This is a genomic window from Sphingopyxis sp. YR583, assembly GCF_900108295.1.
Classification (GTDB): Bacteria; Pseudomonadota; Alphaproteobacteria; order Sphingomonadales; family Sphingomonadaceae; genus Sphingopyxis.
In genome coordinates, this window is sequence record NZ_FNWK01000004.1 from 71,604 (window position 1) to 96,890 (window position 25,287).

Annotated in this window: 23 protein-coding genes and 1 tRNA gene; 16 read left to right on the forward strand and 8 right to left on the reverse strand. The window is 64.4% G+C overall.

The window, feature by feature from the left end:
• Positions 1–7 precede the first annotated feature (7 nt).
• The 6 genes from BLW56_RS17680 (at position 8) to BLW56_RS17705 (ending at position 7,803) form a co-directional block, all read left to right on the forward strand.
• On the forward strand, positions 8–1,315 hold the full coding sequence (locus tag BLW56_RS17680; RefSeq protein ID WP_256203686.1) for a metal-dependent hydrolase family protein: 1,308 nt from the start codon (positions 8–10) through the stop codon (positions 1,313–1,315).
• Positions 1,316–1,358: 43 nt separating this feature from the next.
• Positions 1,359–2,921, forward strand: coding sequence for an L-piperidine-6-carboxylate dehydrogenase (locus tag BLW56_RS17685; RefSeq protein ID WP_093512227.1), 1,563 nt, complete (start codon positions 1,359–1,361; stop codon positions 2,919–2,921).
• Between the two features lie 31 nt (positions 2,922–2,952).
• Positions 2,953–3,945: a hypothetical protein gene (locus BLW56_RS17690; RefSeq protein WP_177176013.1), complete on the forward strand. Its 993-nt coding sequence runs from the start codon at positions 2,953–2,955 to the stop codon at positions 3,943–3,945.
• Between the two features lie 74 nt (positions 3,946–4,019).
• Entirely contained in the window at positions 4,020–5,432 is a 1,413-nt protein-coding gene (locus tag BLW56_RS17695) for an amino acid permease (RefSeq protein WP_093512230.1), read from the forward strand.
• A gap of 128 nt (positions 5,433–5,560) precedes the next feature.
• Complete coding sequence (locus tag BLW56_RS17700; RefSeq protein ID WP_093512232.1) at positions 5,561–6,802, forward strand: MFS transporter; 1,242 nt, start codon at positions 5,561–5,563, stop codon at positions 6,800–6,802.
• Entirely contained in the window at positions 6,799–7,803 is a 1,005-nt protein-coding gene (locus BLW56_RS17705) for an alpha/beta hydrolase (RefSeq protein ID WP_093512234.1), read from the forward strand. Before BLW56_RS17700 ends, BLW56_RS17705 begins: the two co-directional genes overlap by 4 nt.
• 6 nt (positions 7,804–7,809) lie before the next feature.
• Here BLW56_RS17705 and BLW56_RS17710 read toward each other — a convergent pair whose 3' ends face one another.
• The 4 genes from BLW56_RS17710 to BLW56_RS17725 are packed head-to-tail and all read right to left on the reverse strand — an operon-like array spanning position 7,810 to position 14,162.
• Positions 7,810–9,393: a long-chain fatty acid--CoA ligase gene (locus BLW56_RS17710; protein ID WP_218140553.1), complete on the reverse strand. Its 1,584-nt coding sequence runs from the start codon at positions 9,391–9,393 to the stop codon at positions 7,810–7,812.
• 24 nt (positions 9,394–9,417) lie between these two features.
• Positions 9,418–10,899: an alpha,alpha-trehalase TreF gene (gene treF / locus BLW56_RS17715; RefSeq protein WP_093512237.1), complete on the reverse strand. Its 1,482-nt coding sequence runs from the start codon at positions 10,897–10,899 to the stop codon at positions 9,418–9,420.
• Positions 10,899–11,855, reverse strand: coding sequence for an alpha/beta hydrolase (locus BLW56_RS17720; protein ID WP_093512239.1), 957 nt, complete (start codon positions 11,853–11,855; stop codon positions 10,899–10,901). The genes treF and BLW56_RS17720 overlap by 1 nt, the downstream gene beginning before the upstream one ends.
• Positions 11,856–11,858: 3 nt before the next feature.
• The gene (locus tag BLW56_RS17725) at positions 11,859–14,162 is read right to left on the reverse strand and encodes a TonB-dependent receptor (RefSeq protein WP_093512240.1); all 2,304 of its coding nucleotides are present in this window, start codon (positions 14,160–14,162) and stop codon (positions 11,859–11,861) included.
• 150 nt (positions 14,163–14,312) lie between these two features.
• On the opposite strand from BLW56_RS17725, the gene BLW56_RS17730 reads away from it, so the two are divergent.
• Positions 14,313–15,242 carry an alpha/beta hydrolase gene (locus BLW56_RS17730; protein ID WP_177176014.1) on the forward strand — a complete coding sequence of 310 codons (930 nt, stop codon included), beginning with the start codon at positions 14,313–14,315 and terminating at the stop codon, positions 15,240–15,242.
• Here the strand turns inward: BLW56_RS17730 and BLW56_RS17735 are convergent.
• The 4 genes from BLW56_RS17735 to BLW56_RS17750 all read right to left on the reverse strand — a co-directional run bounded on the left by BLW56_RS17735 (position 15,239) and on the right by BLW56_RS17750 (position 18,336).
• The gene (locus BLW56_RS17735) at positions 15,239–16,240 is read right to left on the reverse strand and encodes a LacI family DNA-binding transcriptional regulator (protein WP_093512243.1); all 1,002 of its coding nucleotides are present in this window, start codon (positions 16,238–16,240) and stop codon (positions 15,239–15,241) included. The two genes, BLW56_RS17730 and BLW56_RS17735, sit on opposite strands and share 4 nt — an antisense overlap.
• Positions 16,241–16,269: 29 nt before the next feature.
• A complete protein-coding gene (locus BLW56_RS17740) occupies positions 16,270–17,175 on the reverse strand; it encodes an alpha/beta hydrolase (protein WP_093512245.1) in 906 nt (301 codons plus the stop codon).
• A 141-nt stretch (positions 17,176–17,316) separates the two neighbouring features.
• A tRNA-Thr gene (locus BLW56_RS17745) sits at positions 17,317–17,392 on the reverse strand.
• 74 nt (positions 17,393–17,466) lie between these two features.
• The gene (locus BLW56_RS17750) at positions 17,467–18,336 is read right to left on the reverse strand and encodes a hypothetical protein (protein ID WP_093512247.1); all 870 of its coding nucleotides are present in this window, start codon (positions 18,334–18,336) and stop codon (positions 17,467–17,469) included.
• 63 nt (positions 18,337–18,399) lie between these two features.
• Here BLW56_RS17750 and BLW56_RS17755 point away from each other — a divergent pair, with 63 nt between their 5' ends.
• The 9 genes from BLW56_RS17755 to BLW56_RS17795 all read left to right on the forward strand — a co-directional run bounded on the left by BLW56_RS17755 (position 18,400) and on the right by BLW56_RS17795 (position 25,048).
• Positions 18,400–18,972 (forward strand): NifU family protein, encoded by a 573-nt coding sequence (locus BLW56_RS17755; protein WP_093512593.1) that lies wholly within the window; start codon positions 18,400–18,402, stop codon positions 18,970–18,972.
• A 24-nt stretch (positions 18,973–18,996) separates the two neighbouring features.
• Positions 18,997–19,590: a malonic semialdehyde reductase gene (locus BLW56_RS17760; protein WP_093512249.1), complete on the forward strand. Its 594-nt coding sequence runs from the start codon at positions 18,997–18,999 to the stop codon at positions 19,588–19,590.
• A 17-nt stretch (positions 19,591–19,607) separates the two neighbouring features.
• Positions 19,608–20,225: a tRNA (adenosine(37)-N6)-threonylcarbamoyltransferase complex dimerization subunit type 1 TsaB gene (tsaB, locus tag BLW56_RS17765; RefSeq protein WP_093512251.1), complete on the forward strand. Its 618-nt coding sequence runs from the start codon at positions 19,608–19,610 to the stop codon at positions 20,223–20,225.
• On the forward strand, positions 20,222–20,704 hold the full coding sequence (locus BLW56_RS17770) for a GNAT family N-acetyltransferase (protein WP_256203625.1): 483 nt from the start codon (positions 20,222–20,224) through the stop codon (positions 20,702–20,704). The genes tsaB and BLW56_RS17770 overlap by 4 nt, the downstream gene beginning before the upstream one ends.
• Positions 20,705–20,812: 108 nt before the next feature.
• Positions 20,813–21,247, forward strand: a complete 435-nt coding sequence (locus tag BLW56_RS17775; RefSeq protein ID WP_093512253.1) for a MucR family transcriptional regulator — start codon at positions 20,813–20,815, stop codon at positions 21,245–21,247.
• 135 nt (positions 21,248–21,382) lie between these two features.
• Positions 21,383–21,808 (forward strand): Fur family transcriptional regulator, encoded by a 426-nt coding sequence (locus tag BLW56_RS17780; protein ID WP_056369183.1) that lies wholly within the window; start codon positions 21,383–21,385, stop codon positions 21,806–21,808.
• On the forward strand, positions 21,777–22,565 hold the full coding sequence (locus BLW56_RS17785) for a lysophospholipid acyltransferase family protein (RefSeq protein ID WP_256203628.1): 789 nt from the start codon (positions 21,777–21,779) through the stop codon (positions 22,563–22,565). Before BLW56_RS17780 ends, BLW56_RS17785 begins: the two co-directional genes overlap by 32 nt.
• Before the next feature lie 7 nt (positions 22,566–22,572).
• Positions 22,573–23,910: a tRNA (N6-isopentenyl adenosine(37)-C2)-methylthiotransferase MiaB gene (gene miaB / locus BLW56_RS17790; protein ID WP_093512597.1), complete on the forward strand. Its 1,338-nt coding sequence runs from the start codon at positions 22,573–22,575 to the stop codon at positions 23,908–23,910.
• A gap of 130 nt (positions 23,911–24,040) precedes the next feature.
• A complete protein-coding gene (locus tag BLW56_RS17795) occupies positions 24,041–25,048 on the forward strand; it encodes a PhoH family protein (protein ID WP_062178213.1) in 1,008 nt (335 codons plus the stop codon).
• Positions 25,049–25,287 lie beyond the last annotated feature (239 nt).

A 25,287-nucleotide genomic window follows, 5' to 3' on the forward strand; every position in this document is an offset into this window, starting at 1 on the left:
GAGCAGCATGATGAGATTGTCGGCGCTGCTGATCGGCGGGTCGCTTTCGGGTATGGCGCTTGCCGCCCCGGTCGGTGGGGGCGCCGAAGAGGATTTGGTGATCCATGCCGGCGCGATTGTCGCGATCCCGGGCGAAATCCAGCGTGGGCCGAGCACGATTGTGGTGCGCGGCGGGCGTATTGCCGAAATCGAGTCGGGTTATGTCGAGCGCCCCGGCGCCAAGCTTATCGACCTCAAGGGCCGGACGTTGCTGCCTGGCCTGATCGACACGCACGTCCATTTCAGCTTCTCGCCCGAAACGAAACTATGGTCGGGTGCGATCGACACGGCCGAGGATGTCGCGCTCTTCGCTTTTTCCAATGCGAAAAAGACGTTGGAGGCAGGGTTCACGACGGTTCGCGACGTCGGATCCGACGGCTATTCGATCCACGCGCTGCGCGATGCAGTGAACGAGGGTGTCGTGATCGGGCCGCGCATCTTCCTGTCGGGCACGTCCTTGTCGATCGTCGGCGGACATGGCGACATGTCGGGGCTGAATCGCAAGGCGACCGAGGCGCTTTATCCTTATGATTTTACCGGCGCGTGTACCGGTGCCGTCGAATGCGCGCTGCGCGTTCGCGAAGCCGCCAAATATGGCGCCGACCTGATCAAGATCACCTCGACCGGCGGCATCATGTCGCAGCAGGCGCGCGGGCTCGGCCAACATCTGAGCGACGAGGAACTGACCTCGATCGTCACCACCGCGCACGGCCTGGGTCTCAAGGTTGCGGCGCACGCGCATGGCGAGGGCGGTGTCGCCGCGTCGGTGCGCGCGGGGGTCGATTCGATCGAGCATGGCACTTATCTCGACGAGGATACCGCCAGGCTGATGGCCAAACGAGGCACCTGGCTCGTGCCGACGCTTGGTCTGCTCGACGGGCGCAAGGACGCCGATGCCAGTCCGGCGGTGCAGGCCAAGATGGCCGAAGCGCGCCGCGTCGCGGGGCGCAACATCCGCCTCGCGGTCCAATATAAGCTCAATGTCGCGTTCGGCACCGATGCGGGCGTGTCGCCGCACGGGCAGAATGCGCGCCAGTTCCGCCTGATGGTCGAGCAAGGGCCGATGACGCCGGCGGCGGCGCTGCGATCGGCAACGGTCGATGCCGCCGCGCTGCTCGGTCAGTCGGATAATCTCGGAACGATCGAGGTCGGCAAATATGCCGACATGATCGCCGTCGCCGGCGATCCTTATCGCGACATCACGCTGCTCGAACATGTTCCCACCGTCATCAAGGACGGTCGGATCATCGTTCACGACCAGCCAAGCGCGCCCTGATCCCGACTTTCCTGTTATTTCAACGCTTTCAACGGACATCATAATGAACGCTATCGATAAATCTCTCTCCTCTTCGACGGTTTCCGGCGCCTTTGCCGACGAGATTGCCGACCTGTTCGGCGAACTCGGCCTGTCGCTTTCGGGCGACCTCGGATCGGACCTTCCGGTCTTCTCGCCGATCGACGGTTCGGCGCTCGCGACGCTGAAGATGCACCGCGCCGCCGACATGGATGCGATGGTCGCGAATGCCGGGGCCGCCTTCCTGGCATGGAAACGGGTGCCTGCGCCGCATCGCGGCGAACTCGTCCGGCGCTACGGCCAACTCGTGCGCGACCATAAGGAAGCTTTGTCGCGCCTGCTCACGATCGAGAATGGCAAGATCCTGACCGAAGCGCGCGGCGAAGTGCAGGAAGTGATCGATATTTGCGAATATGCCGTCGGCCTGTCGCGCCAGTTGTTCGGGCTGACCATCGCGTCGGAGCGCGCCGAGCACCGGCTTACCGAATATTGGCATCCGCTTGGCCCCCTCGGGCTGATCTCGGCATTCAATTTCCCCGCCGCCGTGTGGGCTTGGGGTACGACCGTCGCGCTCGTTTGCGGTAACAGCGCGATCTGGAAGCCGTCGGAAAAGACGCCGCTGACCGCGCTCGCGTTCGCAAAGCTGCTCCAGAAGGCCGCGGCCGAATATGAATTTGCGCCCGATCATCTGGTCCAGATCGCGATCGGCGACGCCGAATGCGGCGGCATCATCGCCGATCATCCGGGGGTTTCGATGGTCAGCGCGACGGGCAGCGTCCGCATGGGGCAGGATGTCGGCGTGCGCGTGCAGCGCCGCTTCGGGCGTTCGGTGCTCGAACTCGGCGGCAACAATGCCGCGATTATCGCGCCGAGCGCCGATATCGGGCTTGCGCTGCGCGGGACGATTTTCGCTGCGACCGGCACCTGCGGCCAGCGCTGTACAACGCTGCGCCGCCTGATCGTCCATGAGGATATTCGCGCCGATTTCGTGAAGCGCCTGATCGCGGCGGTCGGCAGCCTCAATATCGGCAGCCCGCTCGACGATGCGACGCACGTCGGGCCGCTGATCGACAAGGTGGCGTTCGACGCGATGCAACGCGCGCTCGAACAGGCGCGCAGCCAGGGCGGTACGGTCCATGGCGGCGACCGGATCGACGTCGCGGGATCGCCCGACGCTTATTATGTCCGTCCCGCCATCGTCGAGATGCCGGCGCAGAGCGAAATCGTCCGCGAAGAAACCTTCGCGCCGATCCTGTACGTCCTGTCATATAAGGATTTTGCCGAGGCGATCGCGCTGCAAAATGGCGTGCCGCAGGGCCTCTCGTCCTGCGTCTTCACCAGCGACGTGCGCGAGGCCGAGACATTCCAGTCGGCGCAGGGGAGCGACTGCGGCATCGTCAACGTCAACATCGGGACGAGCGGCGCCGAAATCGGCGGCGCGTTCGGCGGCGAGAAGGTGACGGGCGGCGGCCGCGTGTCGGGGTCCGACAGCTGGAAGAATTATATGCGCCGCGTTACCGCGACGGTGAACTACTCGACATCGCTCCCGCTTGCGCAGGGCGTGAAGTTCGATCTCGACATCGACTGAAGACACGGATTTGTTTCGGAGAGGATTAATGATGAACCGCAGGCATTTGAAATTGCTGGTATCGGCCGGCTTGTTGCTGATTGCGGCGCCGGTATCGGCCGCCGCGCAGGAAGGCAGCTTTCAGGGCATGTCGCTGCTCGGTGAACGGATGGTCACTGCGCCCGCGCGCAATGCGAACATTGCGTCGGTCGAGACGCTGGAGCGCGCCGCGCGCGACGCCAAGACGGCGTATGAGGCGAATATGACCGTCGACAGCGCGACCTGGTACGGCCGCATCCTCTTCTATCAGGGCTATACCAAGGAATCGGCGGCGGTTTACGATCAGGCGCTGAAGCGCTTCCCCAATTCGGGCAAGCTGCTCCGCCACCGCGCGCATCGCGCTTTCTCGCTGCGCGAATTCGACAAGTCGGTCGAGCTGGGGCTGAAAGCGGCGAAGCTTTACGAGAACCAGCCGCTCGAGCGCGAAAAGCCGGGCCCCGACTATTTCCCCGGTGACCCTGATGTCGTGCAATATTATCTCTATTACCATCTCGGGCAGGCCTATTTCGGCAAGCATGATTTCGAAAATGCCGCGAAATGGTTCGCCAAATCGGCGGAATCGGCGGCCTTCACGCACGATATCGAAGCGCGCACGGCCAACACCTATTGGGAATATCTGTCGCTCGCGCGCGCCGGGAATCTCCGCGAAGCGCAGAAGCTGCTCGACAGCTATGACCTGAGCCTGTTCGAAGTGCATCCGAAGGGCGGATCGGACACCTATTTCGACGGCATCCAGCTGTTCAAGGGCAACCGCGCCGCCGACAGCTTTTTCAGCGACAAGGATGGTGGTCGTGCCTTCGCGACCGCCGACGGGGTCGCGGCGTCGACCGCCTACAGCCTTGCCAACTATTATATCCTGAGCGGCGAACCCGAGAAGGCGAAACCCTGGCTCAAGCGCTCGATCGCGGTCGATAGCTGGAGCTTCTTCGCACGCATCCAGGCCGAAGCCGACTGGCTGCTGCTGTTCCCCAACGAAAAGCCCTGAACTCAGGCATCGATTGACGCACCGGGGTGAGCGGCGGACCCGAACCATCGGGCCGGATATTTGGGAGACAAATCGTGAGTAACTGGACCCGCCGCAAACCCCTGTTGCCGTCCGGCGAACGCAGCGCCGACGCGCTTCCGCCGAGCCTGTCGTGGCCGCAACTGATGGCGATGGGCGTCGGTGCGATCATCGGCACCGGCATCCTCACGCTGATCGGCGTCGGCGTCGACCGGGCGGGGCCCGCCGTGCTCATCTCCTTTGCCATCGCCGGTGCGGTGTGCGCGTGCGCGGCGCTTGCCTATGCCGAACTGTCGGCAATGATGCCCGCGGCGGGCAGCGCCTATAGTTATTCCTACGCAGGCCTTGGCGAGGTTTTCGCATGGGTCGTCGGCTGGAGCCTGATCCTCGAATATTCGCTGGTCGTTTCGACGGTCGCGGTGGGCTGGTCGGGCTATGCCTCACCGCTGTTGATGGGAATCGGGTTTCCAGAGGCTTTGACCAAAGGGCCCGAACTTGGCGGGCTGATCAACCTTCCCGCGGTGGCGATCATCGCGGTCGTCGCGGGCCTGTTGCTGCTGGGGACGCGCGAAAGCGCGCGCATCAACTCGATCCTCGTCGTCGTGAAGATCGTCACCTTGCTGCTCTTCGTCGGCTACACGCTGCCCCATTTCGACGCGGCGAACCTCGATCCATTCATGCCCTATGGCTATGTCGCGCATATCGACGGCGACGGGGTGCAACGCGGCGTCATGGCAGCCGCGGCGATCATCTTCTTCGCCTTTTACGGTTTCGATGCGATTTCGACCGCGGCGGAAGAAACCAAGCGCCCGGCGCGCGATCTGCCGATTGCCATCATCGGGTCGATGGCCGTTTGCACGCTCATCTATATGCTCGTCGCCGCTACGGCGGTTGGCGCCACCCCCTTCAAGACGTTCGCCGACAGTCCCGAACCACTCGCGCTCATCCTGCGCTCGATCGGGCAGGGGGGTATAGCCCAGATCGTGGCGACGACCGCCGTGGTCGCGCTTCCGACCGTATTGCTTGCTTTCCTCTATGGGCAAAGCCGCATTTTCCTCGCGATGGCGCGCGACGGCTTCCTCCCGCACCGCCTCGCGCATATTTCGAGGCGCGGTACGCCGACGCGGATCACTTTGTTGACCGCGCTGATCGTTGCGGTCCTCGCCGGCCTGCTGCCGATCGGCAAGGTCGCCGCGCTCGCCAATGCCGGCACGCTGATCGCCTTCATGGCGGTCGGGATCTGCCTGCTCGTCCTTCGCCGCCGCGCGCCCGATATGCCCCGGCCATTTCGCGTTCGCGCGGCCTGGTTCGTCGGGCTCGGGACGGTCGGCGGTTGCCTTTACCTGTTCCTGAGCCTGCCGGTCGAAACCCTCTTGTGGTGCCTGATCTGGAACCTGATCGGCCTCGGCCTCTATGCGGTCTATGGGCAGCGCCAGAGCCGATTGGCGCAGACGGGCGTCGAGGGCTGAGCCCTTTACCGTAGCATAGTATCAGCCAGCTCGAATTTCATGTCCCGATATAATCGGGCTGGCGAATTCGAAATTCGAATGACATCGATAACAATAGCGACTATGCGTTGCCTCCACGGGAGAGGTATATGGATGCAAGACATGGCGATCTGGCGGCCAAAGTCGGCGGCTCCGGCCGGCATGAAGGCGATTCCGGCAGGCTGGGACTCGGCGTTTCGGGCCTCTATCTGGCCCTCTATATCCACTATGGCTTTTTCGCTTTTCTGCCGCTTTGGCTGAAGGCGACGGGGGCGTCGCCCGAGGAAATCGGCATATTGCTGGCGATCCCGCTGGTCCTGCGCTTGTTGACCGTCGCGCCCTTTTCGGCCTTTGTCGGCCGGCGCGGCTGGGTGCGCAATGCCATCGCCTACACCTCGCTGGCGTCGGCGGCGATCGTGTTGTTGCTGCTCGGCGAGCCCGACCATGCCGGGCGGATCGTAATCGTCATCCTCTTCTCGATCGTCTGGGATCAGATCCCGGTGCTGACCGATGCCTATGCGGTGATGGCGGTGCGCAGCCGGTCGCTCGATTTCGGGCGATTGCGCGTCTGGGGATCGATCGCGGTCGTCGCGTCGAACGCCGCAGCGGGATGGGCGATCGGGATCGCCGGGATCAAGATGTTGCCGCTGATGATCGCGGTACTGCTGATCGCACCGGCGATGGTCGCGTTCCTGTTGCCCACGGATCGCAAGCTTTCTGCCGTCGACGATGCAGCTGGCGGACGGTGGCGCGACCTGATCGGCGACCGCGGCCTGATCCTCGCGATGGTCGCGGCCTCACTGATCATGGGAAGCCACGGCGTGCTGACCAGCTTCGGGGCGATCCAGTGGGAGTCGCAAGGGATTTCGACGACGACGATCGGCCTGTTGCAGGCACTGGCGGTCGCGGCGGAGATCGGCGCTTTCTGGTTCGGTGCGAAGCTGCTCGGCAATCGCGATCCGCGCCTGTTGATCGTCGCGGGCGCGATCGCGGGGGCGCTGCGCTGGGCGATCATGGCGGCCAGCCCCGGGCTTCCGCTGCTCGTTTTCGGCCAGCTGCTCAACGGGATCACCGCGACCGGTACGATCCTTGGCATCATGCTCGTGATCGCGCAGCGCGTGCCGACGCATCTCAGCGCGACCGCGCAGGGGATGAACGCGGTGCTGCTGGGACTGGTGCTGGCCGTCGCAACGGCGGGGTCGGGGCTTTTGTGGTCCTATGGTCTGGCCGTCGCCTATCTCGCGATGTCGGTGCTCGCGCTGCTCGGCGCGCTTTGCGCATGGCCGCGCGGGGCCGGTTTCGGGAAACATGATTCAACGGACATGCTGTCCACCTCGGGAGCCGAAGGATGATCCGCCAGACAATGCTTATTTTCGCTGCGCTGCTCGCGGCGGCGACCCCGACACTCGCGCAGGAGGCATCGAAGGTGCAGAATATGCAGGACTGGCCGCTTCCCGAAACGGTGAGCCCCGAAGGGCGCACTGCCGTGGCGGCGATGGCGGCGCAAAAAATGCCCGACCCGCTGCCGCCCGTCGAGGAAATCCGCAAATTCGCGGACATGATGCAGGCGACACTCGGCGCGCAGCTAGAAAAGCGTCATGCGGTGCGCATCGAGAATTCGACGATCGCCGGCGTTCCGGTGCGCATCGTCTACCCCAAGGGCGTGACCGGCCTCGGCGATGGGCCGGTGCTGCTCAACCTTCACGGCGGTGGCTTCGCGGTCGATTCGGGGTCGCTGACCGAAACCATCCCCGTCGCGGCGCGGAGCGGGCTGCCCGTCGTGGCGGTGCTCTATCGGCTCACCCCCGAGCATCCATATCCTGCCGCGCTCGACGATGCGCTGGCAGTCTATCAGGCGCTGGAAAAGGATCGCGAGGCGAGCCGGATCGGCGTGTTCGGGACGTCGGCGGGCGCGGGCCTGTCGGGACAGCTCGTTGCGAAGCTGACGAGCATGGGCAAGCCGATGCCCGGCGCGCTCGGCTATTTCTCGGGCAATGCCGACGCGAGCGTGAAGGGCGATTCAGAAGCATGGATGCCGGGCCCGGGTTTCGACTGGATCGCGACCTATGCGGGCAAGACCCCGCTGACCGATCCGATCCTGTCGCCCATCCATGGCGATGTTTCGCGCTTTCCGCCGACATTGCTCGTCACCAGCACGCGGGATTTCCTGCTGAGTCCTACGTCGATCTTCGCGCGTGCGCTGACCGAACAGGGCGTCGATGCGCGGCTCGTGGTGTTCGACGGCCTGCCGCACGCTTTCTGGGCCTATATGGATATTCCCGAAAGCGATCAGGCGAACGAACTGATCGCGCGCTTCTTCAAGGATAAGCTAAGCAAGACCGCAAAGAAATAAGGACACTCAACCGTTCGCGAGATGATCGCGATATCGGTCGCGCAGCGCCTTCTTGTCGATCTTGCCTGTCGCGGTCAGCGGAACGGTGTCGAACAGGATGTCGTCGGGCATCCACCAGCGCACGACGCGTGTTTCGAGATGCGTGCGGATGGCGTCCGCCGCGACCGTCTCGCCCTCGTGCGTTTCGATGACCAGCAGCGGGCGCTCTTCCCATTTCGGGTGTTGGACGCCGATCACTGCGGCGATGCGAACGCCGGGACAGCCGACCGCCGCATTTTCAAGGTCGATCGAACTGATCCACTCGCCGCCCGATTTGATGACATCCTTGGCGCGATCGGTGAGGCGCAGGAAGCCAAAGCGGTCGATCGTTCCGATATCGCCGGTGTCGAACCAGCCATCGCCGGCGGCGGCGGGCAGGTCGGGGTAATAGCGGTCGACCACCCACGGCCCGCGCACCTGCAACTTGCCCGCCTGTTCGCCGTCCCACGCCAGCGGTGCGCCTTCGTCGTCGATGATTCGTAGCTCGATCCCGAACTGCATCCGGCCCTGCCGCGTCAGGATCGTCTCGTTCGCGAAATCCTCGCCCTCTGCCATCAGCAACGGGGTCGGGGTCGCGATGACACCCAGCGGATTTGTTTCGGTCATGCCCCATATCTGGAGCACGGTGACGCCATAACGCTCGCGGAAGGTCTCGGCCATCGCGCGCGGAACCGCCGAGCCACCGATGACGAGGCGCTTGAGGTGGCCGACGCCTTTGCCGCTGGTCTCGAGATGGGCGAGATACATCGTCCAGATCGTCGGCACGCCGCCCGAGAAGGTCACGCCTTCGCCCAGGATCAGTTCAGCGAGGCTTGCGCCGTCCATCTTGTCGCAAGGGAGGACGAGCTTGCAGCCATTGATCGCGGCGGTGAACGGCAGGCCCCACGCCGTCGCATGATACATCGAGGAACAGGGCATGATCGTGTCGAAGGCGCTGAACCCGAACGCGCTGCTGAGCCCCGCCGCCATTCCATGGAGTACGATCGAGCGGTGGCTGTAGAGTACGCCCTTGGGATCGCCGGTCGTACCCGAGGTATAACAGAGGAAAGCGGCGGCATTCTCGTCGAAGCGCGGCCAGTCGAAATTGCCGTCCTCGGCGGCGACGAGTTCCTCATAGGGCGCGGCGAGCAGCACAAAATGTTCGATGGCAGGAAGTAATGGCTTCAGCCGTTCGACCAGCTCGGCGAGGTTCGCGTCGAAGAAAAGGATGCGGCTGCCCGCATGGTTGATCGTGAAAGCGATCTGATCGTCGCTGAGCCGGGGATTCGCGGTGTGGAGCACGGCGCCGATGCCGGGGACCGCGTAAAAAAGTTCGAGATGTCGGTGGGTGTTCCACGCGAGCGAGGACACGCGGTCGCCGCTTTCGATCCCCAGCGTGCCGAGCATCTGCGCCGCGCGCCGCGATCGGATCTCGCAGCCCGCCCAGTCGTACCGCCACGTCGGCTCACCTGCGAGTTTCGAGACGATCTCGCGCGCCCCGTGCGCGCGGGCGGCGTGGGTCAGGATTGCACTGATCTGCAGGGGGGCATCCTGCATCAAACCGGGTAGCATCGTCTCTCCTTTCGCGGCGCCTGTTTACGCCGTCGGTGGCATCAGGTCGTACCGATCGATAAAATCGGCAGTCACACCATTTGTCCAGCCGAACCCGGTCTGCGTATCATATTCGCCGCCGCCGCCGGCCCCGGGCGTCTCGACGTCATATTTCTCGAACAGCAGGCCGGTGCGGGCAAAGGTCTCGCCAACCGTGTGAACCCAGCGCTCGGCGATGTCGCGCGCCAACGCGTCGTGGCCATAGTTTCTGAGGCCCGCGACCGCGATCCATTGCAAGGGCGCCCAGCCGTTCGGCCGGTCCCATTGCTGACCGGACCGCGCCAGCGTCGTGTTGAGCCCGCCCGAAGCCAGAAGGTCGTCCTCGACCGCCTTTGCCGTCGCGTCGGCTTGCGCCTGCGTCGCGGCCCCGACCAGCAGCGGTGCCAAAGATGCAGCCGTCAGCGGACTCCGAAGCACCCCGTTTTCGATGTCGTAATCGGAAAAATAGCCGCCCGCCGCGTTCCAGAGGCAGTTTATCGCCTCGCGCCGATCGGAGGCAAGACGTGCGTATCGAGCGGCTTCGGCGTCGTCGCTCGCGGCGATGGCCGTTTCCAGACCGAACAGGAATGCGTTGAGATCGATCGGCGCGATCATCGTGGTGCGGATCGACGAGAGCGCTTTGCCATCGAGCCAGCGCGATGAAAAATCCCAGCCGCTTTCGGCACCGGCGCGAAGGTCTCGGTAGACGTCGCCGGCCGCACGCCCGCTTTCGGAAGCGGTCGCGACATCCTCGCGCCAGCTTTCGTCGCGCGGCGTGTCGCGTGGATCCCAATAGCGGTTGAGAAGCTGGCCGCCGGCAAGCCGGGCGACGCGTGCGCCCTGACTGCCCGGGGCAACGCTTTCGGAGCCCTCCATCCACCAGCCATGTTCGCGTTTCATTGCCGACAGTCGGCGCGCCGCGACTGCAGGGCGGTCGTCGCCGAGCAGTTCGACCATCATGTGAAATAATGGCGGCTGCGAACGGCCGAGATAATAGGTGCGCGATCCGTTGGGGATGTGACCGTGCGTGTCGATCAGGTCGGTCAGCGTATCGACGATGCCGTTGGCGAGTTCGAATTCACCGTCGCGGACGAGGCCGAGCATGGTGAAGAAACTGTCCCAATAATATATCTCGCGAAAGCGGCCACCGGGGACGACATGCCGATGCTGGACGGGAAGCGCCGATCCACTCGATGCCTGTTCGGGCGCGCGGGCGAGATCTTTCCAGAGCGCGCGGATATGGTCGCGGAGCGGGAGCACGGCAGGGCGCGCCTCCATCGCCGCTGCGGGCAGGTCGAAATTCGCGGCGATAAACGACCGCAGGGCCTCATCGCCCGCCGGAAGCTTGGCGAAATCGCGCATGATCTCGTCGACCGGGCGCCGGGGCAGCGCATCGACGAAGGTCTTGCCATCGGCCAGGATCGCGCGCTCCTGAACCTTTGCGAGCAATGGGCCATAGAGGTCGGCAGGGCTGGGTTCGACGCCCATCAGCTTGCGAGATGGCGGCTGAAGAAATCGGCTTGCGCGGCGAGTGCCACGTCGGTTTCCGGGCATTCGATCCACGCCCAGAATGCGTGCGCCATGCCTTCATATACGCGCAGGTCGACGTCAACTCCGGCGCGGCGCAGCGCGAGATCGGCGAGCACCGTATGGCTGAGCAACTGGTCGCGCGTGCTGGTCATCAGCATCATGGGCGGAAAGCCCGACAGGTCACCACGGGCAGGGGAGAAGAGCGGATCGCCGGGATCACAAGCCCCCCGATATTCGGCGAGCGTTTCGGCCGCCGTGCGCGAGCCCATGATGGAAGGCAGATAGGCCTCGCAATCGCCGATCAGCGAGAGGTCGCAGGCGCCGGAGAAGACGCCGGCCGCGGCGGGCATCGGCAGCCCTTCGGCCTTGATCCGCGCCAGCAATTGCACTGTCAGGATCGCACCCGCCGAGCTGCCATAGATACCTATAGAGCCGGGCGCCCGATGCGCGAGCGCGTCGATGTAGACCGCAAGCGCATCGTCGACCGCCGCAGGAAAGACATGCTCGGGTGCCATCCGGTACATCACGGTGACGACCGGGATGCCGGTCAGCCCGGCGATCGGAATCGTTTCGGTCAGCGAGCCGGCGTCCACGATAAAGCCGCCGCCGTGGAAGTTGATGAGCAGGCGCGGGTCGGCGGGATCGCTATCCTGCCGCCGCACATGCTTGACCGGTATCCCGGCAATTTTGTCCTTGGTGACATCGACCCCGAAGCGTTTCGCGCGGCCCTTGTTCAACGGTTTCAGGTGATTGGCCGCGGCGGCGCGGACCGCCGCCCGGGTGATCGGGTTGCGGAGCAGCGTCGCGGTGACCTCGGGGGCCGAGCCGCCCTTCAGCATCGGGTCCATGACCGCCCGCGCCTCGGCGCTGACGGTCATGGCAAAGGGTGGTTGCGGCGGCGACGCGGCAGCCATCGATCAGTTCCCGAACCGGTAGCCGATCCGCACGCCGTACATCCGCGGCTCGGTATAGGTCAGGCCGACGGTGCCCGAACTGCCGGCATATTGATCGAGCACGCCGACCGGCTTCGCCTCGTTGGTGATATTGTTCGCAAACAACGTCACGTCGACCGGACGGCCGCCGATGTCCTTCAGCCCGATGGTGGCGTTGAGCAGGCCGTATGCGGGCAGGAAGTTATAGAAGGAGGCATTGGTCTGCGCGGTCGAGACCTTGCTCTGCCGCGCATAGTTGACCGACATCGCCAGGTCGCCCGCACTTCCCAGCGATGTCTCGTAAGACGCGCCGACCGAGAATTTATGCTTGGGCGTATAAGGAAAGGGCGCGCCGTTCAGGATCGCGCCGGCGCTGGGGTCGGCAACGTCGGTGTAGCGCGCGTCGATATAGGAATAGCTGCCGTTCAGGGTCAGTCCCCGCGCGGGCATGACCGCGAGGTTCAACTCGACGCCTTCGATCTTGCCCTTCGCGGCGCTGCGCGTGACGTTGAGCAGCACAGGGCCGCTCGGCGTCTGCACTGCCTCCACGGTGGTGCGCTGGATGTCGTCGTAAATGCCGCGATAGGCGGCGACATTGGCGCGAACGTCGACATTGCCGACAGAGAATTGCGATTTCAGCCCAACCTCGATGTCGGACAGGCGCTCGGGCGGGAAGGTGCGGAACGCCGAACCGTCGGGCACGGGCCCATTGGCGCCTCCCGATTTATAGGCGTCGCGTGCGGTAACATAGACATGCACCCCGGGCGTCACGTCATAGTCGAGCGTCGCGGTGTAGCTCGGATATTTGCTGTCGACCGATCCCGTGATCGCGGGCGGTCCGCCGATCGTCTGCGAGGAGAAGCTATGCTCCCAGGTGTAGCGCAGGCCGCCGGTGACGCTGAGCCCGGTCAGCGCGCCCGACAGCTTGCCGAGATCGACCGTCGCCTGCCCGAAGACGGCCTCGCTATGGTTGCGGTTGTCGAAATAGCCGAAAATCGGCGGGATCAGCGTGCCAATCGGGAAGAAGGTATATTCCTCGATACCCGACGGATTCTTCGTGGTCGCGCGATCGAGATAGCCGCCGACCGCGAAATCGATCGCATCGTCCAGCAACGTGCCCTGAAGCTGCAGTTCTTCGGTCAGGACGTCCGGTGCCAGCGTGTTGATATTGCGCGAGGACTGGCCCGCCAGCGGAAAGGGCGTGGCATCATAGTCGTAGCCGTAACGATTGCGGAACTGCGAATAGCTGATGATGTTACGCAGCTTGATATTGTCGGTGATCTGCACCGATGCCTGATTGATCACCTGCCAATATTCGACCTCCGAAAACTGGTCGAGATCATAGGACACGCGGCGCGGGCCCCGCGCCTGCTGTTCGGCGACGATGGTCGCGGCGCCCGGATGGAAGGCGAGGACGGGGATGAAGCCGAACGGCGGGCCGAGGTCGGCGCCGGCCGCCGGATTGAACGCGTCGATGACGGTGCCGCCGCCATTATTGTCCGAATGATAATAGCGCAGCATCGTATAAAGTTCGATGTTGTCGGTCGGCCGAAGCGTCAGGCCGAAACGGAAGCTTTCGTAGGAAAGATTGTCATAATCCTTGCCCGCGAAGTTAGGGCCGACATCCTTGGTATAGCCGTCGCGCCGGCCCACTTCGCCGGCGATGCGCAGCAGCACCCGGCCGGGAACGATCGGGGTGTTGAGCGCGCCTTCGATCCGGCGGTCGTTATAGTTGCCGAACTGGACGCGGGCATGGCCTTCGAATTCGTCCTTGGGCTTGACCGGCTCGAACAATATGTTGCCGCCGGTGGCGTTCTTGCCGAACAGGGTGCCCTGCGGCCCGGCCAAGACCTGAACGTTGGCGAGGTCGAAATAGGTGCCGACGCGGCCGTCGATGTTCACGCTGTTGGGAACTTCGGCGAAATAGTTGAGGACGCCCGGGGTCGAGCCAAAGGCGGGGCCCTGACCGCGCAGTGCGAAAAAGGCGAACTCGCGGGGATAGCCGCCGTTGATCGTGAACAGCGACGGCGTATTGTCGGCGAGCGAGGTGCGGTCGGTGATGCCTTTTTGCGCAATCGTCTCTTCGGTGAAGGCGGTCACCGCGATCGGGACGCTTTGCAGATTCTCTTCGCGGCGGCGGGCGGTGACGATGATGTCGCCGAGACCGCTGTCGTCGCTGGCGACGGCTTGGTCGGCGGGCGGCGTTTCGGTCTGCGCAAAGGCGGCGGCGGGCAGCAGGCTCGCGCTGCTCGCAAGGGCAAGCAGAAAGGCGGAACGCATCGAAATCATCACTTCCCTCCCAAAGGATAGCCGGATTCGTCCGGTCGATGATGCGGATGCTCGAAAATGGTATCGATGTCAATAGAAGTTGCAAACGGAATGGGAAAGTCTATCAATGGATCATATTCAGACCTGATATCGATAACAGAGAGGGATGGGATGAGCGACGCCGGGCAATTCGGGCCGTGGGTCAGCGACGAGGCAAAGCTGCGGTTCCGCGCTTTTCTTAAGGAGTCGGCAACGCCGTCCGACCTGGCCGCAGCACGCCCCTTCTTTCGTGACTATAATCAGCGGCTGCTCGACAAGGCGCTGGCCCGATATGCCGTCGATGTTGTGACGCGTGAGATCGCCGGGGTCACGGTATATGACGTCGTTCCGTCGGGCGGCGCTGCCGATGCGCCGGTGCTGCTCTGCCTGCACGGCGGCGCCTTCTTGTGGGGCGAGGGGCCGGGTGCCATGCTCGAAGCGGTACCGATCGCGGCGACCGCCGGAATGCGCGTGCTGGCGATCGATTACCGGCTTGCGCCCGAACATGCCTATCCCGCCGCGGTCGACGATGTCGTTGCGGTCTATCGCGCCCTCACCGATACCGTCGATCCGGCGAGTATCGGCATATATGGCTGCTCCGCGGGGGCGGTGCTGACAACGCAGGTGGTTGCACGCCTTCTCCATGACGACGTGCCGGGGCCCGGTGCGATCGGGATATTTCATGGAGCGCCCCTCCCGTTCGCGGGCGATGCGGCGCTTGCGCAGTCGCTGTTCGATCCCCGGGCCGAAACGGGCGCGGTGCCGAAGATCGAGGAGCTTCCCTATTTTGCGGGTGCCGACCTGTCCGATCCGCTCGTGCTATCCGCCGGGCATCCCGAGCTGCTCGCACGCTTCCCGCCGAGCTTGCTGATCTCGGCGACGCGTGACTTCGCCGCCAGCGCGGTGTCGGTCATGCATCGCCGTTTGCTTGCTGCGGGCGTCGATGCCGATTTCGTTCTGTTCGATGGCCTCTGGCACGCGCATCATATGGATGTCGACCTGCCCGAATCGGTCGAAACCTATGCGATCATCGCCGATTTCTTCCGCAAACGGCTGGGCTAGCGGCTGGTCTCGCGTGCAATCAACTCGACGGGCAATGCCTGCGCCGTGGCGGACGCGTTGCCCTCGATCAAGGCGATGAGCGCATGGGCGAGCGCGTGGCCCGCCTCGGCGCCGTCCTGACGGATCGAGCTGATCGACGGACGATGGACGCTTGCGATCGGTGCGTCGTCGAAGCCGACGATCGCGACGTCGCCGGGAACCGAGAGCCCGCGCGCGGACAAGGCGTCGCAGGCGCCGGCGGCGATGAAGTCGCTCGCGGCAAAGAGCGCGTCGAATGCCGTTCCTGCGTCGAGCGCGTCGCGCACCGCCGCGGCGCCACCCTCGGCGGTGAAGGGGCAGGGCAGCGCGCCGACCAGCCGCGCCTCGCTCGACGCGAGCGCTTCGCGAAACCCTTCGAGCCGCGCGGCAATTTCGGGATGCTGTATGTCGCCGAGGAACAGAAGGCGGGTCGCGCCCCGGCCGACCAGATGCTCGGCAGCGAGTTTGCCGCCCATGCGATTGTCGCTGCCGACGACTTTCGCGCTGACCCCGGGAACGGGTTCGCCCCAGACGACGATCGGCAGGTTCATTGCCGACACCTGCGTAACGCGGTGTGCGCCTTCGCCCTGTCCCAGCATCACGGCACCATCGGCGCCGACCGCGCTCGATGACAGGAAATGCTCGTTGGTGGTCAGCAAGGTCGAATAGCCCGCCGGGGTCAGCGTTTCGAGCAGCCCGCCGATGATCGAGAGGATCAGCGGGTCGGTATGCGACTGGCGGCCGGGGTCGATATGGTCGATCACCACCGCGATCGTCCGCGTTTCGCGCGTCCGCAGGCTGCGCGCGGCGACATTCATGCGGTAACCGACCTCGTTCGCCACCTTGGCGATGCGTTCGCGCACTTCGGGGCGGACAAGGTCGCTGCCGCGCAGCGCGCGCGACACGGTGATTTTCGAGACGCCGGCAAGCGTCGCGACCATTTCCATGGTCGGGCGTTCGTCCTTGCCGATCCTGCCCATGATTGAACGTCCCCCGAAAATCCGAAACCCTATGTAGCCGCGAAGTAGCGGCGCACCAGCCCTCCGATCAAGTCATTGGCGGCAGCAACGGCGGGAATCGTGATCGGCAGGAACTGAAATCCGTGCGGCAGGCCCTGCAGGCGGCGCGCCAGCGTTTCGACGCCGGCGCGGACCAGTGCGGCGGCATAATATTCGCCATCGTCGCGCAGCGGGTCTTCCGAAGCGGTCAGCACGATCGCGGGAGCGAGTCCCGCGTGGCTCTCTGCAAGAAGGGGCGAGGCGAACGGATCGGATTCGGGAACATCGCCAAGATAATATTCGCGGCATGCGTCGAGATAGGTTTTCGACAGGCCCGGCGCCGCGATTTCAGTGAACGACGGCAGCGAGAAACGCATGTCGGTCGCGGGATGGATCAGCAACTGGAACAGCGGCTGCGGCTTACCCTCGGCGCGCAGGCGCAGCGTGGCGGCGGCGGTCAGATTGCCGCCCGCGCTTTCGCCGCCGAGCGCAATACGGCCCGGGTCGCAACGGAGGTCGGCCGCCGACCGGCGCGCCCAGTCTAGCGCGGTCATCGCGTCGTCGAGGCCTGCGGGAAATTTGTGCTCGGGCGCCAGCCGGTAACCGACGCCAAGCACCGCGCAGCCGCTTGCCGCTGCGAGGTGGCGCGTCATCGCGTCGTGCGTCTCAAGGTCGCCGAACATCCAGCCCCCGCCATGAAGAAAGACGAGCAGCGGCAGCGGGGCGTCCGACGCGGGGCGATAGAGGCGGACCGGCACGCCCCCGGCGTCGAAATCCTCGACATGATCGATATCGGCTCCCGGCATCGCCGCCGCCATCATCGCCATATGCGCGCGCATCATCGGGATGATCTCCGGGCTCAGCGGCGGCATGTCCTGTGGTTGGCCGATAGCGGCCGCGATATCGGGATCGAGCATGGAATTCCTCTCAGATGATATCGATATCAATTTCCGCCCGGCGCGTCCAGCATAGATCGCGGACCGTTATCGCGTGCGGAAACCTTCACGGGGTATCCGCGATGGCTTTTCAACAATATCATGGGGTTTCGATATTCGGGCTGGTGCCGGCTAGAGGGCTCGAACCCCTGACCCCCTGATTACAAATCAGGTGCTCTACCAACTGAGCTAAGCCGGCACTTGGCGCCCTCTAGGCATTTTTGAGGCGGATGGGAATATCTGGCGTCGGGAAAATGCGGCGGGCAGGGCATTTTAGATGATCCCAAAGGTCCAGCCTTCGGTTCGCGCGAGCGCATTGGTCAGCGGCGACGGCGACCAGGGCGCGGTCTCGCCCGCCACCGCGCGGAGCCATGCCGCGGTGAGTAGCGCGTCGCTTGCATGATCGCTGATCGGTCCCGACAAAAGGCAGGGCGACGAGCCCAGCGCAGCGAGCGCCGTGTCGAGCGCCGCGCCGTCGCGGATCTTGCTGCGCCCTGGGGGGAGTCCGGCGGCGCGCGCGGCAAGGCTGGTATAGATTTCGACGAGCATCGGTCCCGCCGCTGGCACAGGATCGCCGGGCCATAGCGGGATGCGGCCCGTTAGCCGGTGGAGCAGGCGCATTCCCGACAAGCTGGCCTTGCCGACCTGCGCGGCGCCGACGAGGTTGAAATTGCTGACGCTGGCGGCTTGCTTCGTTGCGCGCTGATGCTTCTCGACGACCCGCAGCCGCCCCGCGCCAGCCTCGAACAGGTCGCCTGCCGCACCTGTTTGCCGGAAGTGCCGCCGCGCTTCGGGGTGTGCAAGGAAGCCGCCTGCCTCATAATATGGATCGCTGGCGGTGAGCCGCTCCACAAGCGCCCAGAGCGCGCGCATGTCGGCCGGGCTTTTCTCCCAGCCCGGGAAATAGGCGCCATGGTCCGCAAAGGCGAAGGCGGCCGAAAAATCGAAACCGATCAGCATATTCTCGCCGGCCGCCGCAACGCCCTCCAGCCATCCCAGAATTTCGGCGCGCGACCATATATGTCCCGGCCGCACCAGCGCGGGCGCTGCCGCGCCGCTGGCGACGGCCAACGCGATCCCGCGCTGACGCGGTCCGCGGGCGCCGGACCAGTCGAGTACGGCAAAATGGGTGAAGCGGCGCATCGCCGCGCCTTAGCGCATCCCTATCATCTTGCACAAAGCCTCGCTCCGCCCCACATGCACGCCATGCTGATCGAAACCGAATCGACGCCCAATCCCGCGACGCTGAAATTCCTGCCCGGCCGGGCGGTGATGGAAACGGGAACCCGTGACTTCGCCAGTCCAGAAGAGGCCGAAGCGTCTCCGCTCGCGAGCGCGCTTTTCTCGCTCGGCGATGTGACGGGCGTGTTCTTCGGCCGCGAATTCGTGTCGGTGACAATCGCGCCCGGCGCCGAATGGGCTGATGTGAAGCCCGATGTGCTCGGCATCGTCATGGACCATTTCCTCGCCGAAGTGCCGCTGTTCAATGCCGCCAGTGCGGGTTTTTCGGTGCCGGCCGAGGATGCGGGCTTCGCCGACGATCCCGCCGACGCCGATATCATCGACCAGATCAAGGAACTCATCGAAACGCGCGTCCGCCCGGCGGTCGCCAACGATGGCGGCGATATCGTCTACCGCGGTTTCGACAAGGGTAATGTCTATCTGAAAATGCAGGGCGCCTGCGCGGGATGTCCGTCGTCGACGGCAACTTTGAAGAATGGCATCGAGTCCCTCTTGAAACATTATGTGCCCGAGGTAACGGCAGTTCACGCCGTCTGACCATTTTTCCCGAGGAGTTATCCCATGAGCGAGCCGCTTTCCGACAGCGCTCTCGACCAGCTGTTTCGCACTGCGCGCACCTATAACGGCTATCTCGACAAGCCCGTTTCGGAGGCGCAACTCCATGCGATCTGGGATCTGGTGAAGTTCGGCCCGACGAGCGCCAACAGCCTGCCGGCGCGGATCGTCTGGTGCGTGACCGACGAGGCGAAGGCGAAGCTCGCCGCGCTGGCACTGCCTGCCAACGCCGAAAAAATCCTGAAGGCACCGGTCACCGCGATCATCGCGAGCGACAACGAGTTCTACGAAAACCTGCCCGAACTTTTTCCGCACGCCGATGCGCGTAGCTGGTTCGTCGGCAATGAGGCACTCGCGCAGACCACTGCGTTCCGCAATTCGAGCCTGCAGGGCGCCTATTTCATCCTCGCGGCGCGCGCGCTCGGTCTCGATACCGGGGCGATGTCGGGCTTCAACAATGCCGGCGTCGATGAAGCCTTCTTCGCCGACCAGCCGCAGGTAAAGAGCAATTTCATCTCGACCCTTGGCTATGGCGACCCCGCGACGATCTTCGAGCGCAGCCCGCGCCCCGATTTCGCCCGCTTCAATCGCATCGCCTGACGGACCCTCGATCCTCCATGCGGCATCTGGTCATCGATTCGGCGAGTGAGGCCTGTTCGGTGGCGTTGCTGGAGGCGGGAGCGGTCGTCGACTATCGACATGAGGTGATCGGCCGTGGCCATGCCGAACGGCTCGTCCCGCTGATCGCCGAACTTGCCGGGGGCGGCCGCGCCGATACTATCGTCGCGGGATGCGGCCCGGGCAGCTTTGCCGGGGTCCGGATCGGCGTCGCCGCGGCGCGCGCGCTGGCGCTCGGCTGGCAGGTTCCGGTGCATGGCTTTTCGACACTTGCACTGGTCGCCGCGGGCGCCGCCGCCGACATCGAAGCGGCGGGCGGGGCGCTCGTGGTGATGGAGGGTGGGCATGGCCAATGGTTCGTCCAGCCATTCGCCGCCGATCTGTCGCCGCGCGCAGAAATCCGTTCGCTCGTCCCCGACGAGGCCGTCCTGCTTGGCGACGAACTTATCGTTGGCAATCGGGCCGAGCCCTTTGTCGCGCTCCGCGGTTCGGGGCGTGCCGTCCCGACGCTGCCCGACGCGCGCGCGTTTCTCCAATTGCCGGCTGCGGCGCTGATCGAACAGCCGCGGCCGATTTATGGCCGGGCGCCCGATGCCAAGCCGATGGCCCCCGCATGACGGGCGAAGTCCGCCTCGCCACCGCCCGCGTCGGCGATCTTGCCGCCGTGATGCGCGTGATGGATGCGGCATTCGCTCCAGCCTATGGCGAAGCGTGGAGCGGCGCACAGCTTCTGACCCTGTTTGCCTTGCCTTCGGCGCGCGTCTGCCTGGCGTGGGACGGTGATCAGATATGCGGTTTTTCGGCGGCGCGCATCGCCGGCCCCGAAAGCGAATTATTGTTGCTCGCAGTCGATCCGCTATTTCGTCGTCGCGGTATCGCTGCGTTACTGATGGACGACTGGCAAACTTGGGCAACCGGACAGGGCGCCGAGGACTATTTCCTTGAAATGCGGTCGGATAATGACGCCGTTCACCTTTATGAGGCGAGCGGTTTTGTAGAGTGTGGCCGGCGTCCGGCCTATTACCGTGGCAATGACGGGGTGGTTCGCGACGCAATTACGATGCGTCGATCCGCACGGGAACGAAAGCCCGACTGATCTGTCATTGCGGAATTGCATCCAAAGTGGCAGTAATCCTGCCGGCGAAAGAACAAATCCAATATTCGCTAGCCTTGCTTCTGGGTAATATAAACAAGGAATAGTCTCATGTCCGACCAAGCCGATACCAATGAGATGCTCGTTACGCTGACCGCCGACATCGTCGCTGCGCATGTCAGCAACAACAGCGTCGCCATTTCGGATCTCTCCCTATTGATAAACAATGTCCACGCCGCGCTGTCGGGGCTCGGCAGCGAGCCGGTCGTCGAGGAAAAGCTGGTGCCGGCGGTGTCGATCCGCACCTCGGTCAAGCCCGACTACATCGTCTGTCTCGAGGACGGCAAGAAGCTGAAAATGCTGCGCCGTCACCTGATGACGCATTATGGCATGACCCCCGACGATTATCGCGCCAAATGGGGCCTGCCCGCCGATTATCCGATGGTCGCGCCGAACTATGCCGAAAAGCGCCGCGCGCTGGCCAAGGAAATCGGCCTCGGCACCAAGGGCCGCGGTGGCGGGCGCAAGCGCAAGGCCAAGGCCTGACATTTGCGGTAAATCGCTCCGACTGGAGCAGGGAAGGGCGGTGTCGTAGGGGCGCCGCCCTTGTCCTATCCGCGGGGCGTGCCTATACAGTTTGCAACAAAGACAAACACGGCTGCATCTGCAGGAAAGGCAAGCATGTCCGGCAATATCGATCTCGAAGCCCTGTGTCACGAAAAGGGCCTGCGCATTACCGAGCAGCGCCGCATCATTGCGCGCGTCATCTCGGATTCGGAGGATCATCCCGATGTCGAGACGCTCTATGAGCGCGCGTCCAAGGTCGACAGCGGTATCTCGATCGCCACCGTCTATCGCACCGTGCGTCTGTTCGAAGAAGCGGGAATTCTCGACCGTCACGATTTCGGCGACGGCCGCTCGCGCTACGAAGCCGCGCCCGAGGCGCATCACGATCATCTGATCGACGTCGAAACGGGCAAGGTGATCGAATTCGTCGATCCCGAACTCGAAGCGTTGCAGAAGGTGATCGCCGAACGGCTGGGCTTCCGCCTCGTCGACCACCGCATGGAGCTTTATGGTGTCGCCATCGATCGCAAGCGCGACTGATCGCAGCGCGATTACCTGGCGGACGGTCGCCCGTCTCGCCCTGATGGTGCTGACGCTCCTTTTTCTGATCGTCCCGCATCTCCTCTACCGCGCTGTCGGTCGCCCGTCGCCGATGGTCATGGCCTTCCTCAATGCCGTTGGCTGGATCGCCGGGCTGCGCATCCGCACGACGGGGGCGCGGCTCCGGCGCAATGTCCTGTTCGTGTCGAACCATGTCAGCTGGCTCGATATCCTTGCGCTCGGCGGCGCTGCGCGCTCGGCCTTTGTGTCGAAGGCGGAGGTCGGCACGACTCCGCTCGTCGGCTGGCTCGCCGACCAGAACCACACCGTTTACGTCCAGCGCGAAGCGCGGCGCGAGATCCACAATCAGGCGAACGACCTGCGCAACGCGCTCGCACGCGGCCGCCCGGTGACGCTGTTTCCCGAAGGGACGACGGGGCCGGGCGACGGACTGCTGCCCTTCCGTGCCTCGCTGTTCCAGGCGGTGATCCCGACGCCGCCGAACCTGCGCGTCCAGCCGGTGTTTCTCGACTATGGGGCAGAGGCGAACGACATCGCCTGGCTCGATCCCGAATCCGGGCTCGGCAACTTCAAACGGCTGCTCGCGCGCAAGCGGCCGATCCACCTGACGATCCATTATCTCGACCCGCTTCCCGACATCGTCGAAGCCGATCGCAAGCTCCTTGCCGAGGCGGCACGCGCCACGATTGCGGCCGAAATCGCACGGTCTTCCGCCAGCGCGCCGCATCGCCTATAGCGCGCCGATGAAATCCGACTCTCCTAAAACCTTTCACGTCAAATCCTTCGGCTGCCAGATGAACGTCTATGACGGCGAGCGCATGGCCGAGATGTTGGGCGCCGAGGGCTATGTCGCCGCCGCAGACGGCGCCGACGCCGACCTCGTCGTGCTCAACACCTGCCACATCCGCGAAAAGGCGGCCGAGAAGGTTTATTCGGACATCGGTCGGCTGAAGCGCGCCGACGGCAGCACGCCGACGATCGCCGTTGCCGGCTGCGTTGCGCAGGCTGAGGGCGCCGAAATCGCGCGCCGCGCGCCGAGTGTCGACGTCGTCGTCGGCCCGCAAGCCTATCACCGCCTACCCGACCTGATCGCGCGCGCCGAAAGGGGCGAGAAGGCGGTCGACCTCGACATGCCGCTCGAAAGCAAGTTCGGCGCATTGCCGAAGCGGGCTGGCGGCCAACGCCCGACTGCGTTCCTGACCGTGCAGGAAGGCTGCGACAAATTCTGCACCTATTGCGTCGTGCCCTATACACGCGGCGCCGAGATCAGCCGCCCCTTCGCCGACCTGATCGCCGAGGCGCGCGCGCTCGTCGCGGGTGGGGTGCGCGAAATCACCTTGCTCGGTCAGAACGTCAATGCGTGGGACGGCGAGGATGAGAAGGGCCGGGCGATCGGCCTCGACGGGCTGATCCGCGAACTTGCGCGCGAGGATGGGCTCGAACGTATCCGCTACACGACCAGCCACCCCAACGACATGACCGAGGGGCTCATCGCCGCGCATGGTGAGGTCGACAAGCTGATGCCCTTCCTCCACCTGCCGGTGCAGGCGGGCAGCGACCGCATCCTTGCTGCGATGAACCGCAGCCACAGTGTCGAAAGCTACCTCAAGATCATCGAACGCGTCCGCGCGGTGCGTCCGGATATCGCGATTTCGGGCGACTTCATCGTCGGCTTCCCCGGTGAGACCGACGCCGATTTCGAAGCGACGCTCGATATCGTCCGCGCGACCAACTATGCGATGGCGTACAGCTTCAAATATTCGCGTCGTCCCGGCACGCCCGCCGCGACGATGGACGAACAGGTCGAAGAGGCGGTGATGAACGAGCGCCTCCAGCGCTTGCAGGCCTTGCTCAACGAGCAGCAGCAGGCGTTCAACGAAGCCACCGTCGGCCGCACGACGCGCCTGCTCCTTGAGCGGAAGGGCAAGCTCGACGGTCAGTTGATCGGCAAGTCACCATGGCTGCAGTCGGTGCATGTCATCGCGCCGGGGCTCAAGATCGGTGACATGATCGACGTGCGCATCACCTCGGCTGGCGCGAACAGCGTCGGTGCCGAAGCGCTGATCGAAGAGGTCGCCTAGTGCAGCGGACGGAAGCTGTCTCCCCGAAGACACACTCCGCCTCCTTCCGTCGCATTTCCATCTCGCAGGTCATGGACTCCCGCCTTGACGGGAGTAGAGTCATGTCGTCGACCGAAGGAGCTTTGCCCATATGTCCAAACGCCCGCTGACCGCCTCCACCCCCGCCGAACCCGGCGACCGCGTCAGACTGACCGCGGAATTTGAGCGAACGCAGCTTTTGGGCATTCTTTTCGGCGAGTTTGACCGCAACCTCGTCGCGATCGAAAACCGCCTCGGCGTCTATATCTCGGCGCGCGGCAATCGTGTGCAGATCGAAGGTGAAGCCGAAGCCGCAGCGCGCGCGCGCGATGTGCTCACCGAACTCTACAATCGCATCGAACAGGGGCAGGAGGTCGATACCGGCCTTGTCGACGGCGTGATCGCCATGTCGGCGCAGCCGACGCTCGCCGGCATCATCCGCCACGACAAGGACGAGGCGCCGCCGATCATGATCCGCACGCGCAAAAAGACGATTGTCCCGCGTGCGCCGTCGCAGGTCCCTTATATGCAGGCGCTCGCGCGCGATGACGTGATTTTCGCGCTCGGCCCGGCGGGCACCGGCAAGACCTATCTTGCGGTCGCGCAGGCCGTGGCGCAGCTGATCACCGGCAGCGTTCAGCGCCTGATCCTCTCGCGCCCCGCGGTCGAGGCGGGTGAGAAACTCGGCTTCCTGCCCGGCGACATGAAGGAAAAGGTCGATCCCTATCTGCGCCCGCTCTACGACGCGCTCCACGACTGCCTGCCCGCCGAACAGGTCGAGCGCCGCATCGCGTCGGGCGAGATCGAGATTGCGCCGCTTGCGTTCATGCGCGGGCGTACGCTCGCCGATGCCTTCATCATCCTCGATGAAGCGCAAAACACGACGATCCCGCAGATGAAGATGTTCCTGACGCGCTTCGGCATGAACAGCCGCATGGTAATCTGCGGCGACCCCAAGCAGGTCGACTTGCCGATCCCGGCAACCTCGGGCCTCGCCGACGCGGTCGGCAGGCTCGAAGGGCTGGAGGGCATCAACGTCAGCTATTTCACCAGCGCCGACGTCGTTCGCCATCCGATCGTCGGGCGGATCGTCGATGCCTATGAAGGGCCGGGGGCCTGAGCCTGGCAGTGCGCTAGCCGACACGAAGGACAGACGGGTATCGGAGACCGACAAGGCCGACTCCCCTTGCCCTTGCGCAAGCCCAATCTACCAAAATGTCGGAGTCGATCAATCGGCGCGGATCCATGATCGATGTCGGCCGCCCGCCTCAATTTTGACAAGCAAATGATTCGCAATAGCATAACACTTGACCCTTAGATTTCGCGCGCCTAGACGGCCGCTATTGCGAGTCAGTCGCA

Bases quoted from the DNA above. Each gene is read 5' to 3' on its own strand.
- BLW56_RS17680 (WP_256203686.1), top strand. From the start codon at position 8: ATGATGAGATTGTCGGCGCTGCTGATCGGCGGGTCGCTTTCGGGTATG.
- BLW56_RS17685 (WP_093512227.1), top strand. From the start codon at position 1,359: ATGAACGCTATCGATAAATCTCTCTCCTCTTCGACGGTTTCCGGCGCC.
- BLW56_RS17690 (WP_177176013.1), top strand. From the start codon at position 2,953: ATGAACCGCAGGCATTTGAAATTGCTGGTATCGGCCGGCTTGTTGCTG.
- BLW56_RS17700 (WP_093512232.1), top strand. From the start codon at position 5,561: ATGGATGCAAGACATGGCGATCTGGCGGCCAAAGTCGGCGGCTCCGGC.
- BLW56_RS17705 (WP_093512234.1), top strand. From the start codon at position 6,799: ATGATCCGCCAGACAATGCTTATTTTCGCTGCGCTGCTCGCGGCGGCG.
- BLW56_RS17710 (WP_218140553.1), bottom strand. From the start codon at position 9,393: ATGCTACCCGGTTTGATGCAGGATGCCCCCCTGCAGATCAGTGCAATC.
- treF (WP_093512237.1), bottom strand. From the start codon at position 10,899: ATGGGCGTCGAACCCAGCCCTGCCGACCTCTATGGCCCATTGCTCGCA.
- BLW56_RS17720 (WP_093512239.1), bottom strand. From the start codon at position 11,855: ATGGCTGCCGCGTCGCCGCCGCAACCACCCTTTGCCATGACCGTCAGC.
- BLW56_RS17725 (WP_093512240.1), bottom strand. From the start codon at position 14,162: ATGATTTCGATGCGTTCCGCCTTTCTGCTTGCCCTTGCGAGCAGCGCG.
- BLW56_RS17730 (WP_177176014.1), top strand. From the start codon at position 14,313: ATGAGCGACGCCGGGCAATTCGGGCCGTGGGTCAGCGACGAGGCAAAG.
- BLW56_RS17735 (WP_093512243.1), bottom strand. From the start codon at position 16,240: ATGGGCAGGATCGGCAAGGACGAACGCCCGACCATGGAAATGGTCGCG.
- BLW56_RS17740 (WP_093512245.1), bottom strand. From the start codon at position 17,175: ATGCTCGATCCCGATATCGCGGCCGCTATCGGCCAACCACAGGACATG.
- BLW56_RS17750 (WP_093512247.1), bottom strand. From the start codon at position 18,336: ATGCGCCGCTTCACCCATTTTGCCGTACTCGACTGGTCCGGCGCCCGC.
- BLW56_RS17755 (WP_093512593.1), top strand. From the start codon at position 18,400: ATGCTGATCGAAACCGAATCGACGCCCAATCCCGCGACGCTGAAATTC.
- BLW56_RS17760 (WP_093512249.1), top strand. From the start codon at position 18,997: ATGAGCGAGCCGCTTTCCGACAGCGCTCTCGACCAGCTGTTTCGCACT.
- tsaB (WP_093512251.1), top strand. From the start codon at position 19,608: ATGCGGCATCTGGTCATCGATTCGGCGAGTGAGGCCTGTTCGGTGGCG.
- BLW56_RS17770 (WP_256203625.1), top strand. From the start codon at position 20,222: ATGACGGGCGAAGTCCGCCTCGCCACCGCCCGCGTCGGCGATCTTGCC.
- BLW56_RS17775 (WP_093512253.1), top strand. From the start codon at position 20,813: ATGTCCGACCAAGCCGATACCAATGAGATGCTCGTTACGCTGACCGCC.
- BLW56_RS17780 (WP_056369183.1), top strand. From the start codon at position 21,383: ATGTCCGGCAATATCGATCTCGAAGCCCTGTGTCACGAAAAGGGCCTG.
- BLW56_RS17785 (WP_256203628.1), top strand. From the start codon at position 21,777: ATGGTGTCGCCATCGATCGCAAGCGCGACTGATCGCAGCGCGATTACC.
- miaB (WP_093512597.1), top strand. From the start codon at position 22,573: ATGAAATCCGACTCTCCTAAAACCTTTCACGTCAAATCCTTCGGCTGC.
- BLW56_RS17795 (WP_062178213.1), top strand. From the start codon at position 24,041: ATGTCCAAACGCCCGCTGACCGCCTCCACCCCCGCCGAACCCGGCGAC.